Raw genomic sequence first — 15,720 nt, 5'->3', positions numbered from 1 at the left:
ACGGCGCGTATTGTAGCTAAAAATATGGGGAATAGAAATCTGTGATTAAAAAACAAAAACCCAGCCAAAGCTGGGTTTTTAAAACGATTAGTCAAAAGAATTTACTTCTTTTTAACTGCTTTTTTGTTTGGAAGGTCAGTGATTGAACCTTCGAAGATTTCAGCAGCTAGACCGATTGATTCGTTTAACGTTGGGTGAGCGTGAATAGTTAACGCTAGGTCTTCACCGTCTGCGCCCATTTCAACTGCTAAGCCGATTTCACCTAGCATTTCACCTGCGTTGATACCAACCATAGCACCACCGATAACACGACCTGAGTCTTTATCGAAGATTAGCTTAGTTTGACCTTCGGTACGTGCTGAAGCGATTGCACGACCAGAAGCAGCCCAAGGGAATACAGCAGTTTCGATGCTTAAGCCCTGCTCTTTCGCTTCTTTCTCAGTTACACCAACCCATGCGATTTCTGGATCTGTGTATGCGATTGAAGGAATGCACTTAGGATCGAAGAAATGTTTCTGACCAGAAATAACTTCTGCAGCAACGTGAGCTTCGTGAACCGCTTTGTGCGCAAGCATAGGTTGACCAACGATGTCACCGATAGCGAAGATGTGATCAACGTTTGTTTTAAGCTGCTTATCAACATTGATGAAGCCACGCTCATCAACATTAACACCTGCTTTGTCAGCATCAAGTAGTTTACCGTTTGGTGTACGGCCAACAGCAACAAGTACTTTGTCGTAACGAACAGGTTCAGCCGGAGCATTTTTACCTTCAAATGTTACATATAAACCGTCGTCTTTTGCTTCAACGCCAGTTACTTTAGTAGATAGCATTACGTTAAACTTGTTCTTAACGTATTTTTGGTAAATCTTGATAACGTCTTTATCAGCTGCTGGAACTAATTGATCAGCAAACTCAACTACGTCGATTTCAGAACCTAGTGCACGGTATACAGTACCCATTTCAAGACCAATGATGCCACCACCTAAAACAAGTAGTTTCTCAGGTACGTCTTTAAGCTCAAGCGCGCCAGTTGAATCGATTACACGGTCATCTTCAGGGATGAAAGGTAAGTTAACAGGCTGAGAACCCGCTGCAATAATAGCATTATCGAATGTGATAGTTGTTGTACCGTCTTCACCTTCAACAGCAAGTGTGTTGCTACCAGTGAACTTACCGTAGCCACTTACTACTTTCACTTTACGCATTTTAGCCATGCCGTCTAGGCCGCCAGTTAACTGACCAATTACAGACTCTTTCCAATCACGGATTTTATCTAGGTCGATTTCAGGCTTACCAAAAGTAACGCCGTGAGATGACATTTCTGCCGCGTCATCAATCACTTTAGCTACGTGTAAAAGTGCTTTTGAAGGAATACAACCCACATTAAGACAAACACCACCTAATGTGTTGCGAGATTCTACCAATGTAACTTCTAAGCCCAAGTCAGCAGCGCGGAAAGCCGCAGAATAACCACCAGGACCACCGCCTAGTACAACAACTTGAGTTTTTAATTCGTTGCTCATGCTATTACCTTAAATGTTTGAACGGGACACTGCCCTAAGTTTAACTGCCATGTTTCTGCAAGGCAGAAAGGGAGAGCAGATATCTATACCAAGATTGTTCTATAGCAAAGATTGTATCATTGCCAATGGTAAAAATCCCAGCAAAAAACAACTTGCTGGGATTTGATTCTTATAAATTATGAAGCGATTACATCACAAGCTGGCGAATATCGCTCATGTAGCTTGCTAGCGTCACAGTAAAGCGTGCTGCTAAGGCACCGTCAATTACCCTATGGTCGTATGACATTGATAATGGAACCATTAACTTAGGCTCAAATTCTTTGCCATTCCACTTAGGCTTCATCTCTGATTTAGAGACACCTAAAATTGCGACTTCAGGTGCATTCACGATAGGTGTAAATGCTGTACCACCGATACCACCAAGGCTTGAAATTGTGAAACAACCGCCTTGCATATCAGATGACGTTAGCTTGCCATCACGTGCTTTAGCCGACACTTCCATTAACTCACGAGAAAGTTCAATGATGCCTTTCTTATCAACATCTTTGAATACCGGAACAACTAAACCGTTTGGCGTATCAACGGCAACACCGATATTGATGTACTTTTTCAAGATTAAGCTTTCACCATCTTCAGACAGTGAAGAGTTAAACGTTGGGAATTCAGCAAGGGCTTTAGCCGCCGCTTTCATCACAAATACCAGTGGCGTGATTTTAACACCGAGCTTTTTCTTCTCAGCAAGGGCGTTTTGCTCTTTACGGAATGCTTCTAAGCTTGTGATATCCGCTTCATCAAACTGTGTAACGTGCGGGATTTGCACCCAGTTACGATGTAAGTTAGCACCTGAAAGTTTTTGAATACGAGAAAGTTTCTTCTCTTCGATTTCACCAAATTTAGCAAAATCAACTTTCGGCCACGGGATAAGACCTAACTCACCGCCACCAGCATTGCCTTTGCCAGCATTACCTGATTCAACTTGCTTAACTAGCTCTTTAACATAGTTTTGCACGTCTTCTTTGACAACACGATTTTTACGACCTGTGCCTTTTACGTTTGCTAGGTTAATACCAAATTCACGCGCTAAACGACGTACAACAGGCGATGCATGAGCATACGCTTTGTTATCAGCAAACTCTTCTTTGCTTGCTTTAGCTGCAGCTGGTTTTGCTGCAGGTGCAGATTCAGCCTTTGGTGCAGGTGCTGACTCTTTTTTAGCTTCTGGCGCTGCTTTAGCAATACCAGCAACTTCAAATACAAAGATAAGTGAGCCAGTTGATACTTTATCGCCCGCTGCTACTTTAATTTCTTTAACCGTACCAGCAAATGGCGCAGGTACTTCCATTGATGCTTTATCGCCTTCAACGTTTAAGATTGATTGATCTTCTTCAACCTTATCGCCTACAGATACCATCACTTCGGTAACTTCAACTTCATCACCGCCGATATCAGGCACGTTTACTTCTTTAGTGCTTGATGCCGTTTCAGCTGGCGCTTCTTCTGCTGGTGCAGACTCAGCAGCAGGCGCCTCAGAGCCACTTGATGCAGTTTCAAAAACGAAGATTAAAGAGCCAGTTTGCACTTTATCGCCTGTCGCGATTTTGATCTCTTTAACAGTACCTGCAAATGGTGCTGGTACTTCCATTGATGCTTTATCGCCTTCAACGCTTAGTAAAGATTGCTCTTCTTCAACTGTGTCACCTACCGCAACCATGATTTCCGTTACTTCAACTTCATCATCGCCGATATCTGGTACAGTTACTTCTTGTGACGCTGAACCTGAAGATTGCTTAGCAGGCTCGGCTTTAGCTTCTTCTTTTGTTTCAGAAGATGCAGAAGCTTGTTCTTCACCTTCGAAGATCATAATAAGTGAACCGGTTGTCACCGTGTCACCTTCAGCAACTTTAATCTCTTTAACCGTACCTGCTTGTGCAGCAGGTACTTCCATTGATGCTTTATCACCTTCAACCGTTAATAATGATTGGTCAACCTCAACCTTATCGCCAACGCTAACAAGGATTTCGGTTACTTCAACTTCATCGCCACCGATATCTGGTACATTAATTTCAATACTCATTGGAACCTCTTATGCGTATAGCGGGTTTACTTTGTTTGTGTCGATGTCGAATTTCTTGATTGCTTCAACAACCACAGACTTTTCAACTTCACCACGTTTAGCAAGCTCAGATAATGTTGCAACCACAACATAGCCCGCATTAACTTCAAAGTGACGACGTAGGTTTTCACGGCTATCCGAACGACCGTAGCCATCTGTACCCAATACTTTATAGTTGCTGCTTGGTACAAATGAACGAACTTGCTCAGCATAGTTCTTCATGTAGTCTGTTGCTGCAACAGTCACAGAGTCACCTAATACATTGGTGATGTAAGCAGTTTTTTGCTCTGCTTCTGGGTTAAGCATGTTGAAACGCTCAGCGTCTTGACCATCACGTGTTAACTCATTGAATGAGGTTACAGAGAATACATCTGAACCAATGCCATACTCTTCGCTCAGGATCTGTGCTGCTTTACGTACTTCAATCATGATAGTACCTGAACCTAGTAACTGCACTTTTGCTTTATCGCCAGCGACAGTTTCAAGTTTGTAAATACCTTTACGAATACCTTCTTCTGCGCCTTCTGGCATTGCTGGTTGATGGTAGTTTTCGTTCATCAGCGTTAGGTAGTAGAACACATTTTCTTGATCTTCACCGTACATGCGACGGATACCGTCTTGCATGATGACCGCTACTTCGTATGCGAACGTTGGGTCATAAGAAATACAGTTAGGGACTGTGTTAGCAAGAATGTGGCTGTGACCATCTTCATGCTGTAAACCTTCACCGTTTAATGTAGTACGACCTGCCGTAGCACCGAGTAAGAAACCACGTGCCTGTTGGTCACCAGCCATCCACGCCATATCACCTACACGTTGGAAGCCAAACATTGAGTAGTAGATGTAGAATGGGATCATTGGTAAATCGTTAGTGCTGTATGATGTTGCAGCAGCAACCCATGATGACATTGCACCTAATTCGTTGATACCTTCTTGTAGTACCTGACCTGATGTTGCTTCTTTGTAGTAAGAAACGATGTCACGGTCTTGCGGCGTATAGTTTTGGCCATGCGGGTTATAAATACCGATTTGACGGAATAAACCTTCCATACCAAATGTACGCGCTTCATCAGCAATGATAGGCACGATGTTTTTACCAATGCCTTTGTCTTTTAGTAACACGTTAAGTGCACGTACAAAGCCCATTGTTGTAGAGATGTCACGTTTTTGCTCTTCAAGTAGTGGCTTGAACGCATCAACTTCTGGCAATGTTAAGCTTTCAGAAAACTTAGGAATACGCTTAGGTGTGTAACCTTGTAGCGCATCACGACGAGCGTGAAGATACTTGTACTCTTCAGAGCCTTCTTCAAGTGTTAGATATGGTAAGTCTTTAATTTCTTCATCAGAAACTAAGTCTTGTAGACCTAAACGTGAACGTAGGTGCTCAACATGGGTCATATCCATTTTCTTAACTTGGTGCGCGATGTTTTTACCTTCAGCCGCTTCACCCATGCCGTAACCTTTTACAGTTTTAGCAAGGATAACCGTTGGACGGTCTTTGGTTTCTTCCGCTTTTTTGAATGCAGCGTAAAGTTTTGATGGCTCATGACCACCACGCTTAAGTGCGAAGATTTCTTCATCAGTCATATCTGCAACAAGTGCTGCTGTTTCTGGGTAACGACCAAAGAAGTGTTCACGAACGTATGCACCGTCTTTCGCTTTATATGTTTGGTAATCACCGTCAATGGTTTCGTTCATTAACTGTAGTAATTTACCTGTTGTATCTTTAGCAAGTAGGATATCCCAACCACTACCCCATACAACTTTAATTACATTCCAGCCTGCACCTTTGAATAGGCCTTCAAGCTCTTGAATGATCTTACCATTACCCATTACTGGGCCATCTAAACGCTGTAAGTTACAGTTGATTAGGTAACATAGGTTATCTAGCTTCTCACGCGCAGCGAATGAGATTGCACCACGTGATTCTGGCTCATCCATCTCACCGTCGCCTAAGAAAGCGTACACACGTTGGTTTTTAGTGTCTTTTAAGCCACGACCATCGAGGTATTTTAAGAAACGCGCTTGGTAGATAGATGCAATTGGACCAAGACCCATTGATACCGTAGGGAACTGCCAGAATTCAGGCATTAATTTAGGGTGTGGGTATGAAGGAAGACCTTTACCATCAACTTCTTGACGGAAGTTATCAAGCTGCTCAGCCGTTAAACGACCTTCAACAAATGCACGGGCATAAATACCAGGAGAAATGTGACCTTGATAATAAACTAAGTCACCGCCATCTACATCGTTTGGTGCTTTGAAGAAGTGGTTAAAACATACTTCATAGAATGCAGCAGAAGACTGGTAAGAAGCCATATGGCCGCCTAAGTCTAGATCTTTTTTCGACGCACGTAATACGATCATGATCGCATTCCAACGGATGATTGAACGAATACGGCGTTCAACATTTACATCGCCCGGATACGCCGGTTCTTGATCTACTGGAATGGTATTAACGTAGTTAGTAGTTGTGCCAGTAGGCATATCAACACCGTCTAAACGGGCTTGCTCTAACACTTGCTCAAGTAAAAATTGAGCACGTTCTACACCTTCTTCACGCACAACAGATTCAAGGGCTTGTAACCACTCTTGTGTTTCTAGCGCGTCTACGTCAATTTTATTGACTTCAGACATATGGAGGTTTCCTTATGTTTAAAATACTAATTATTTTAATAAATCTTAAATTAAGTAGTTAACTAAACTTAGCTAATCACTTGCTTAATGTTGTTTGGTGCGTCTTAAACTACGTTCAATCCGCGAATGCTCTTTGCCAGCCTCAAGTAAGGCTTCTTCGATAAAGGCTAAGTGAGCATTACTAGCAAGACGTGCTTGCTCTGGGTTTCCTTCTATAACCGCATCCATCAAAAACTGTCTGTGCTCAGCAAGCTTTTGACTAATATGTGGTTTTTTTAACAATACAGTTAAATTCTGTAATACATTTTGTTCAAGCAATGCCTGCATACCACGTACTAAATGCAGTAATACAACATTGTGTGATGCTTCAGCGACACTAAAATGAAAAGCATTAATTGCTTTCGCTTTTTGTACAATGTCATCATTCACAAGCGCAATATTGTCAAAACTCTGTTTTACTTTTTTGAAATCATTCGTCGTGCCGCGCATCGCAGCATAATAAGCAGCAATCCCCTCTAGTGCATGACGAAATTCAAGTAAATCAAATTGTGACTCGGGATGTTTACTAATCAAATCAAAGAGTGGATCAGTAAGCCCTTCTTCAAGCTGATTTTTTACAAATGTCCCGCCACCCTGACGGCGCGTTACCAAACCTTTCGCTTCTAGCTTTTGAATCGCTTCACGCAAAGAGGGACGCGACACTTCAAACTGTTTCGCTAACTCACGCTCAGGAGGCAACTTTTCGCCTGGTGCTAACGACCCCTCAAGAATCATATTCTCAAGTTGTTGTAAAATTACATCAGATAATTTTGCAGCTTTAATTTTTAAAGACATTTATCAACGTCCGCATTGTTTAATGCTAAGCCCACTAAATACAGGGTGTTTAGCCTTGCGCCTTGACCAAAAGGTAAATTGGTCATACCAAATTTGGTGCATACGGTATCAAAAAGCCGTATTTCTGTCAATTTCACACCCTTAGCGACTAGTTACACCCTAACTTAATTAGCCTAAAGATTAAACAGTATGGAATAAAGTGACTATTTCGGAAGGAAAAATAAATAAAAAAGAAATGGTCAGACCAGATGGTGAATTGCAAAAATACGAAATAAACCAGCTTGTAGCAGCGAGTTTACCCCGCGACACCTCGAAACAAATTATAAAATCATACGCGATATAAAATCGCGACTACGCTAAGCCACCAAACAAGGTCAATGCGGCGATGATCACTAAAAAGAACAAGACGTTTCGTTTTACTAATTTCATCATACAAGTTGCTTCGTAAGTACAACCAAAATGTTGTTGCTCAATTTGTTCGGCTGCAAGGGCTGTTTGCGTCACTACTTTGCGGTTGCTTACTGAAAAATCTAAAACATACTTAAGCCAACAACTGGTTCCTTTATTAAAGTTACCAATTACTAAGTAACCAAAGCTCGCAACACGTGCAGGTAACCAATCAAGCCAAAATAGTAATGTGTGAATAAGTTTGAAACGCTTTGCATAAATTACACGATGGTCATCCCGCACTTTATCAGCATAAGTACGCACTAATGCGTACAACACAGCACCAGGCACACCTAAAATGACAAACCAAAATATCACTGCGCAATAAAACCGAAAGTTAAGCCATGCTAATGTTTGGCCGAAGGTTTCGCCTTGCGGCTCATCTTCAAGCTTCTTTTGCCCGATTTGTAGTGCATATAAACTTGCCGCTTCAAGGTCATTGCGTGTTAATGCATTTAAGTACGACTTATAAAGTGCCCGCTGTTTAGCACAGCCAAAACACACCAACAACACCACAACATTAATCGCTAATTGCCAAATAATTGAATCAGATAACTGAAAAACAATGGCAATTGCAAGTACTGGTAACATCAGCCAAATTAAAAAGCCAATTGGAGAGTAAAATAACCCCTTCTTCGACAGCTGCTTATTTGAAAGCGTTAGGTAACTATTTGCATAATGACTAATTTGCCAATAATCAGCACGCGCGCCCAAACGCTCTATGACTAGCGCAATAATGATTGAAATTAAGATCATCTTGTTACCTATTTCCTTTAAAACACTAAATCAAAATAATATTGCCAATCGAAGCTCTCGCCAGGATCCGTCTTGCGACCAGGAGCAATATCGCAATGCCCAACAATGCGTGAGCGTGTAATAACTGGATACTTATAAATTAACGCCTTTGTTAGTGATTGTAATGCATTATATTGTGCTTGGGTATAGGGGGTTTTATCTGTTCCTTCAAGCTCAATCCCCACGCTAAAATCGTTACACTGCTCTCGTCCTTCAAACATTGAAAGACCTGCATGCCAAGCTCGCTTTTCAAAAGGCACATATTGAATAACCTCACCTGTACGACGAATAAAACAATGGGCCGAGACCCTAAGCCCCTGTAAATCACTAAACGTTTCATGGGCATTGCAATCAATACAGCCCATAAATAAATCGTCAACATAAGGGGTTAAAAACTGCCCTGCTGGCAATGAAATATTATGTATAACAAGCAACGAGACTTCACCGTGTGGGCGTTCATCACAATGACTAGATGGGCGCTGTAATACCGTGTTTAATCGACCTAGGTCATCTATATACATATTAAAAACTAACCATGACAAGAAAGTTAAACAGTGTAATGGCTTAACAACCTTGGGTCTAGTTGCCAAAAACAAGCGAGCCTATATCTTCTAATCAAGAGTTAAACATAGTAAAATTTTGCTAACTTCTTACTACACAATGAGCTTTGACATGTCTGTTCCCCACTCTTTAATTAGCCAGTTAGTTAAACTTGCGCTAGATGAAGACCTTAATTACCAATCAGCAAATGACGGTGATATCACCGCACAGCTTATTCCAGAAAATGAACAAGCCAATGCCAAAGTGATTACTCGCGAAGACTGCGTGTTTTGTGGTAAAGACATCATTTTAGAAGTGTTTAAACAGGTCGATGAATCTGTAAAGGTGGATGTGTTAGTCAACGATGGCGACACCGTTGCAGCCAACAGCACCTTATTTACAGCCAGTGGTTCTGCCCGTGCGATTTTAACAGCTGAGCGCACAGCACTTAATTTTGTGCAAACACTCTCAGGCACAGCCACAACCACAGCACATTATGTAAAAGAACTTGCAGGCACCACAACTCAACTATTGGATACCCGCAAAACCATTCCAAGCTTACGCGCACTACAAAAATATGCAGTAAAATGCGGTGGCGGCGCCAATCATCGAATTGGATTGTTCGACGCATTCCTTATTAAAGAAAACCATATTGCGGCTTGCGGCGGCATTGATAAAGCGGTTGCTCAAGCTAAATTGAATCACCCAAGCAAACCTGTTGAGGTTGAAGTTGAATCTTTAAATGAGCTTGAGCAAGCCATTGATGCTGGCGCTGATATCATTATGCTTGATAACTTTAGCGTTGAGCAAATTCAACAAGCAGTGGTAATAACTGACAAGCGTGCCAAGTTAGAAGTGTCTGGCAATATGACCCTTGAAACACTGAAAACCTACTCACAAGCAGGGGTTGATTTTATATCAAGCGGCGCACTTACAAAAAATTTACAATCAATCGACTTATCAATGCGTTTTAACGCCTAATTCTTCTTTATTTGCGTATTTAATCTTTACCTAATTCGTTGACACGGTAATAAAAAAAGCATTAAATACGCAAAAAGCCTGAGCTGGTAACAAAAAATATATATTTAATTAGAACTTTGAGACTGTATAAGCCAACTCACTCTGTACTAAAGTAAAGATTGCAATTAACTCAACAAGTTATATCGAAACAATTTTATTTACACGTTATTACAGGGATTCGCTTAAAACGTGATCCGTCTCAAACTAAAGTAGGAAAGTTCTGAAAAACCAGCTAGCTAGCGGGAAAACAGCTTCCAAAAACATTTATAAATGCTAAAGTAAATTTACATACGCTGAATAAGCAAAAATTTAGGATAGTTTGTTTACAAACAGACTGTTTGATTGAAATTTTAAGTAAAACTGTAAGATTTATTCTGTAGATTAAGCATTAATTTTACAATGCTGAACCAACAGCTAAACTTACAACACATCATATCCTTTAGGAGAGGAACAAATGACACAACAAAAGCAACAGGGTTTCACCCTAATTGAATTAATGATTGTAGTAGCAATCATCGGTATTTTGGCTGCAGTAGCACTGCCTGCTTATCAAAATTATACAAAGAAGGCTTACTTCTCTGAAGTTATTCTCGCAACAGCCCCTTACAAAGCAGGGGTACAAACTTGCATCCTAACAAACCCAATAGCGGATTGTGATACAGGTGTTAATGGTATTCCTGCCACTACATCTACTAACGTTGTAGCTTCAGTATCGGTAACTGATGGAGTTATCTTAGTAACGCCTAATGCGACTAATGGTATCCTTGCTACTGATACTTACACTCTAACACCTGTTGGTGCTACAAATGCTGGTGATCAAATCACTAGTTGGACAGAGACTTGTGCTAACGGTTTATACTGTTAATTTTCTTGATAGTAATAGGCTGTTAAATCAGCCTATTACTCCTCCCTAATTAAAGTGAATCATGAAAAGAAAAACTGAAGATAAAAACCTAGACACATTTGAATGGGAAGGAGTAAATTCAAGAGGTAAAAAATTACAAGGAGAATTATCGGGACAAAGTGTTGCTTTAGTCAAAGCACAACTTAGAAAGCAAGGCATAACCCCCTCTAAAGTAAAACGTAAACAAAAATCTTTATTCAGCTCTCGTGTCCAAAAAATTACCGCCAAAGACATTGCTCTTATTACCAGACAAATAGCCACCATGTTAATGGCTGGCGTCCCCTTAATACAATCTATCGAAATGATTGGTTCTGGTGCTAAAAACAAAAGTGTTGCCAAGCTTATGGAAGGTATAGGTGACGAAGTTAAAGCCGGCATCCCCCTGTCTAAAGCCCTTCGCAAACACCCCCGCTATTTTGATGATTTATATTGCGATTTAGTTGCATCGGGTGAGCAATCCGGTGCCCTTGATAAAATATTTGACCGTGTTGCGCTTTATAAAGAAAAAGCGGAAGCGCTAAAATCAAAAATTAAAAAAGCCATGTTTTACCCTATTGCGGTGTTGGTGGTGGCTTTAATTGTGACCTCTATTTTACTTATTTTTGTAGTGCCGCAATTCCAAGACATTTTTAACGGCTTTGGCGCAGAGCTTCCTGCTTTCACCTTGATGGTAATCGGTATTTCAGAGTTTATGCAAGAATATTGGTGGATGATGCTTATTGCGCTAGTTGCTTTTGGATATGCCTATAAAGAAGCACTTTTAAAAAGTAAAAAACTAAGAGACGCCAACGACAGAGCGGTATTAAAGCTCCCTGTTATTGGTATGATTTTAAATAAGGCAGCGGTTGCGCGCTACGCACGGACACTCTCAACCACCTTTGCAGCTGGTGTGCCATTGGTTGATGCCTTAGACTCAGCGGCAGGCGCCTCGGGCAATGCTGTATATCGCTACGCTATTTTAGAGATTAAAGCCGAGGTGAGCTCAGGTAATCAAATGAACTGGGCCATGCGTAACTCTAAAATATTCCCTGACATGGTCGTACAAATGGTCGCCATTGGCGAAGAGTCAGGCTCATTAGATGGGATGCTTGCCAAAGTCGCGACTATTTACGAGCAAGAAGTTGACGATGCGGTCGATGGCCTTTCAAGTTTACTTGAGCCTTTAATAATGGCTGTATTAGGTGTACTTGTTGGCGGTTTAATTGTGGCTATGTATTTACCAATTTTCCAATTAGGTTCTGTTATCTAGTTACAATTCGGGTGTGGTTAATTAAACGCGATATAAAATCGCGACTACGCCCATGTAGCAGCGGGTTTATCCCGCGACAATTTATAAAGCACACTGGCCGCAGCAATTTAAACGCGATATAAAATCGCGACTACGCCCTTGTAGCAACGGGTTTATCCCGCGACAATTTATAAAGCACATTGGTACTGGTAATATAAGCGCGATATAAAATCGCGACTACGCCCTTGTGGCAGCGGGTTTGCCCCGCGACAATTTATTGCGCTTGTGATGCACAAAAAGTTTTAGGTAGTTTAATGCAAAATTTCTTTCTTGATATTGCCACTGTAATGCAAAGCCAACCGTGGTTTTATTTTTTAACTGTTGGGCTGGTTAGCCTGTGTATTGGCAGTTTTTTAAATGTGGTAATTTATAGGTTGCCACTAATGATGAAACGAGAATGGCAATCGGAATGCCGTGTTTTATTAGCTGATGAATTACCATCTCAAAATACCACAGAGCAGACACCGTTTAATTTAATTAAACCAAATTCGACATGCCCAAAATGCAAAGCACCTATTAAGGTATGGCAAAATATTCCTGTTATTAGTTGGTTGTTACTTAAAGGTCGCTGTGGCAGTTGTAAAACAGCAATTTCTGTTCGCTACCCAATTATAGAAATGCTCACTGCAGGGTTAAGCCTGGTGGTGGCATCACTCTTTGGTGCAACAGAACTTGCCTTACTTTATATTTTCATTACTTGGGTGCTTATTGCTTTAACATTTATCGATATCGATCATATGTTGCTACCCGACCAACTCACTCTTCCACTGGTATGGCTTACTCTCATTGCAGCAGTAATGGATATCACTATTGCCCCTTCTGACGCCATTATTGGCGCAGCCGTTGGTTACTTAAGTTTATGGAGTGTTTATTGGTTATTTAAGTTAGCAACCGGTAAAGAAGGTATGGGATATGGTGACTTTAAGCTTTTAGCCGTATTTGGTGGTTTACTAGGTTGGCAATCAATCTTAACCATTGTGCTGCTTTCAAGTGTGGTGGGCGCAATCATTGGTATTGCTCAAATTATTCTGCAAGGTAAAGATAAAACGACCCCGATTCCATTTGGCCCTTACCTTGCGATTGCTGGCTGGGTTACTTTACTGTGGGGTGAACAAATACAAGCTTACTACTTTAGCTATTTGGGTCACTAACTATGGCAAATTGGGTATTAGGGTTAACTGGCGGTATCGGCTCAGGTAAAAGTGCAATTAGTGCGATGTTCGAAGATCTATCAATCACGGTGGTTGATGCAGATATTGTTGCCAGAGAAGTCGTGCTACCAGGTTCACAAGGGTTAAAGCAGATAACAGCCCATTTTAGTGAAGACATTTTAACCTCAGAAGGTACACTAGATAGAGCAAAACTTCGTGCGATTATTTTCGAAAATGAAGCCGAGAAACAGTGGTTAAATGCTTTAATGCACCCACTAATAAGGGAGTCGATGCTTACGCAATTAGCGCAGGCCACCAGCGATTATGTGATACTCGTTGCTCCTTTGTTATTTGAAAATGGTCTTGAACAGTATTGCTCACATACTTTATTAATAGATGTGCCAGTTGATGTGCAAATAGCCAGAACAACGGCCCGCGATAAAGTATCAATCGAACAAGCTAAGCAAATTATCGCATCGCAAATGTCGCGCGAAAATAAGCAACAAAAAGCAAACGACATTTTAGATAATAATCGCCCATTAACCGAGGTTGCCAATGATGTTAAAGCACTGCACCAAGGCTATTTGCAGTTAAGTGCAATGAGTTAACATGGCGTGGTTTTAACCTCAATCAAAGTTAAGAATAAATAACTAGCACAACTTATAAACAACTGACTTTATAGTGAATTTATTTGGCTATTTTGCCGAAATAGACAAGACTTATGTTACACCCTTCTTTTTTCTGATAAATTGTGACAAAGAAAGGATCAACCAAGGTGCGCAATGAATATTAACTCACCGTTACTTAGAAAATTTATTACTCTTGGCCGTATTGACGCAGAAACAGTAAAACTCAAGCAGCGTGAATATAACTCTACGGCTGAGCTTATTTCTAAAAGCTGCCAGATTGATGGCCATGAGCTTGCGGAGCAGTGCACCGATCTTTTTCGTGTTCCTTATTTCGATATTAAAGACTTTGATGTCTCGCTTATCAGTGAAGAGCTGATAAAAGAAAAGCTAATTCGCGAGCATCACATTCTACCGCTCATTAAAAAGGGCCGTAAACTTTATATTGCAGCCTCTGACCCTACTGACTACGGTGCATTTGAAAACTTTGAATTTAGCACAGGGTTATCATGTGAAGTGGTGGTGGTTGATTACAACCAGTTAGAAAATAAAATAGAACAACTGCTGGATGCAACGGGTAGTTTGCACTTAAGCGAAGACGAATTTAAAGAACTGGGCGATCTTGAAACTGAAAAGCCTAAAGATATTTCAGGCAGTGATGAAGACAAAGACGATGCCCCTATCATCGTCTACATCAATAAAATATTGATGGATGCCATTAAGAAAGGTGCATCCGATTTACACTTTGAACCTTATGAACACCGCTATCGAGTGCGCTTTCGTATTGATGGCATCTTACATGAAATGGCCAGTCCGCCGAATAGCTTAGCGAGCCGTTTATCAGCACGTATCAAAGTAATGTCTCGCTTAGATATTGCAGAAAAGCGTAAACCTCAAGATGGTCGCATTAAACTAAAAATAACAGAGCGAAAGAGTATTGATTTTCGTGTCAGTACCTTACCAACTCTTTGGGGCGAGAAAATCGTTATGCGTATTCTCGACTCATCAAGTGCCATGCTCGGTATTGATGTACTCGGTTATGAACCAGAGCAGAAAAAACTCTACATGGACGCCCTTGAGCAACCTCAAGGTATGATATTGGTCACCGGCCCAACGGGGTCTGGTAAAACCGTATCGCTTTATACTGGTTTAAATATTCTGAACCAGCCTGAGCGCAATATCAGTACCGCCGAAGATCCCGTTGAGATCAATCTTGAAGGCATTAACCAAGTGCAAATCAATCCAAAAGCAGATATGACCTTTGCCAATGCCTTGAAAGCCTTCTTACGACAAGATCCCGATGTAGTTATGGTCGGTGAGATCCGTGACCTTGAAACTGCTGAAATCTCAATCAAAGCAGCGCAAACAGGCCACTTGGTTTTATCTACTCTGCATACTAACTCGGCACCAGAAACCTTAACCCGTTTATTAAATATGGGTGTACCTGCGTATAACGTAGCAAGCTCAATTAGTCTTATCATTGCACAGCGTCTAGCGCGTCGCTTATGCCCTAAATGTAAAACCCCAGAAAAGCTCCCCGATGAAGAGCTTATTCGCCAAGGCTTTGATAAAGAAACATTAAGTGAAATTCAATTATTTGCACCTAAAGGGTGCGACAGTTGTACCGAAGGCTATAAAGGCCGTGTTGGTATCTATGAAGTTATGCAGATCACACCTGAAATAGCACAAATTATTATGCGTGGTGGCAACTCGCTTGAAATTGCAGAGGTGGCACTTAAATCTGGCTTTAATAACTTAAGACTGTCGGGATTAAAAAAAGCAGCAGATGGTGTTACCTCACTGGCTGAAGTAAATCGTGTGACGAGTTTTTAACTCGTG

At 41.2% G+C, this 15,720-nt stretch carries 12 protein-coding genes; 6 read left to right on the top strand and 6 right to left on the bottom strand.

Features of this window, described 5'->3' with window-relative positions; genetic code table 11:
- Nucleotides 1-101 precede the first annotated feature (101 nt).
- The 6 genes from lpdA to ampD form a co-directional block, all read right to left on the bottom strand.
- Nucleotides 102-1,526: a dihydrolipoyl dehydrogenase gene (gene lpdA / locus LY624_RS02960; protein ID WP_062570074.1), complete on the bottom strand. Its 1,425-nt coding sequence runs from the start codon at nucleotides 1,524-1,526 to the stop codon at nucleotides 102-104.
- Nucleotides 1,527-1,713: 187 nt separating this feature from the next.
- Nucleotides 1,714-3,600 carry a pyruvate dehydrogenase complex dihydrolipoyllysine-residue acetyltransferase gene (gene aceF, locus LY624_RS02955; RefSeq protein ID WP_341803850.1) on the bottom strand — a complete coding sequence of 629 codons (1,887 nt, stop codon included), beginning with the start codon at nucleotides 3,598-3,600 and terminating at the stop codon, nucleotides 1,714-1,716.
- 9 nt (nucleotides 3,601-3,609) lie between these two features.
- Nucleotides 3,610-6,276, bottom strand: a complete 2,667-nt coding sequence (gene aceE / locus LY624_RS02950) for a pyruvate dehydrogenase (acetyl-transferring), homodimeric type (protein WP_130150720.1) — start codon at nucleotides 6,274-6,276, stop codon at nucleotides 3,610-3,612.
- Nucleotides 6,277-6,360: 84 nt separating this feature from the next.
- On the bottom strand, nucleotides 6,361-7,110 hold the full coding sequence (pdhR, locus tag LY624_RS02945) for a pyruvate dehydrogenase complex transcriptional repressor PdhR (protein WP_062570071.1): 750 nt from the start codon (nucleotides 7,108-7,110) through the stop codon (nucleotides 6,361-6,363).
- Nucleotides 7,111-7,461: 351 nt separating this feature from the next.
- Nucleotides 7,462-8,313 (bottom strand): beta-lactamase regulator AmpE, encoded by an 852-nt coding sequence (ampE, locus tag LY624_RS02940; RefSeq protein ID WP_130150719.1) that lies wholly within the window; start codon nucleotides 8,311-8,313, stop codon nucleotides 7,462-7,464.
- Nucleotides 8,314-8,330: 17 nt separating this feature from the next.
- Nucleotides 8,331-8,873, bottom strand: a complete 543-nt coding sequence (gene ampD, locus LY624_RS02935) for a 1,6-anhydro-N-acetylmuramyl-L-alanine amidase AmpD (protein WP_130150718.1) — start codon at nucleotides 8,871-8,873, stop codon at nucleotides 8,331-8,333.
- Between the two features lie 151 nt (nucleotides 8,874-9,024).
- Here ampD and nadC point away from each other — a divergent pair, with 151 nt between their 5' ends.
- From nadC to pilB, 6 genes are all read left to right on the top strand, one after another.
- Complete coding sequence (gene nadC, locus LY624_RS02930) at nucleotides 9,025-9,873, top strand: carboxylating nicotinate-nucleotide diphosphorylase (protein ID WP_341803849.1); 849 nt, start codon at nucleotides 9,025-9,027, stop codon at nucleotides 9,871-9,873.
- A gap of 493 nt (nucleotides 9,874-10,366) precedes the next feature.
- Nucleotides 10,367-10,777 carry a pilin gene (locus LY624_RS02925; RefSeq protein ID WP_130150716.1) on the top strand — a complete coding sequence of 137 codons (411 nt, stop codon included), beginning with the start codon at nucleotides 10,367-10,369 and terminating at the stop codon, nucleotides 10,775-10,777.
- Between the two features lie 61 nt (nucleotides 10,778-10,838).
- Nucleotides 10,839-12,065, top strand: a complete 1,227-nt coding sequence (locus tag LY624_RS02920; RefSeq protein WP_130150715.1) for a type II secretion system F family protein — start codon at nucleotides 10,839-10,841, stop codon at nucleotides 12,063-12,065.
- 293 nt (nucleotides 12,066-12,358) lie between these two features.
- A complete protein-coding gene (locus LY624_RS02915) occupies nucleotides 12,359-13,255 on the top strand; it encodes a prepilin peptidase (RefSeq protein ID WP_341803848.1) in 897 nt (298 codons plus the stop codon).
- Between the two features lie 2 nt (nucleotides 13,256-13,257).
- Nucleotides 13,258-13,863, top strand: coding sequence for a dephospho-CoA kinase (coaE, locus tag LY624_RS02910; RefSeq protein ID WP_341803847.1), 606 nt, complete (start codon nucleotides 13,258-13,260; stop codon nucleotides 13,861-13,863).
- Between the two features lie 174 nt (nucleotides 13,864-14,037).
- Nucleotides 14,038-15,714 carry a type IV-A pilus assembly ATPase PilB gene (pilB, locus tag LY624_RS02905; RefSeq protein ID WP_341803846.1) on the top strand — a complete coding sequence of 559 codons (1,677 nt, stop codon included), beginning with the start codon at nucleotides 14,038-14,040 and terminating at the stop codon, nucleotides 15,712-15,714.
- Nucleotides 15,715-15,720 lie beyond the last annotated feature (6 nt).

Origin of the sequence: Pseudoalteromonas sp. N1230-9, from assembly GCF_032716425.1 — a bacterium.
Lineage (GTDB): Bacteria > Pseudomonadota > Gammaproteobacteria > Enterobacterales > Alteromonadaceae > Pseudoalteromonas.
The sequence above is the reverse complement of the archived record's forward strand: the minus strand, read 5'-3'. Positions and strand labels throughout refer to the sequence as shown.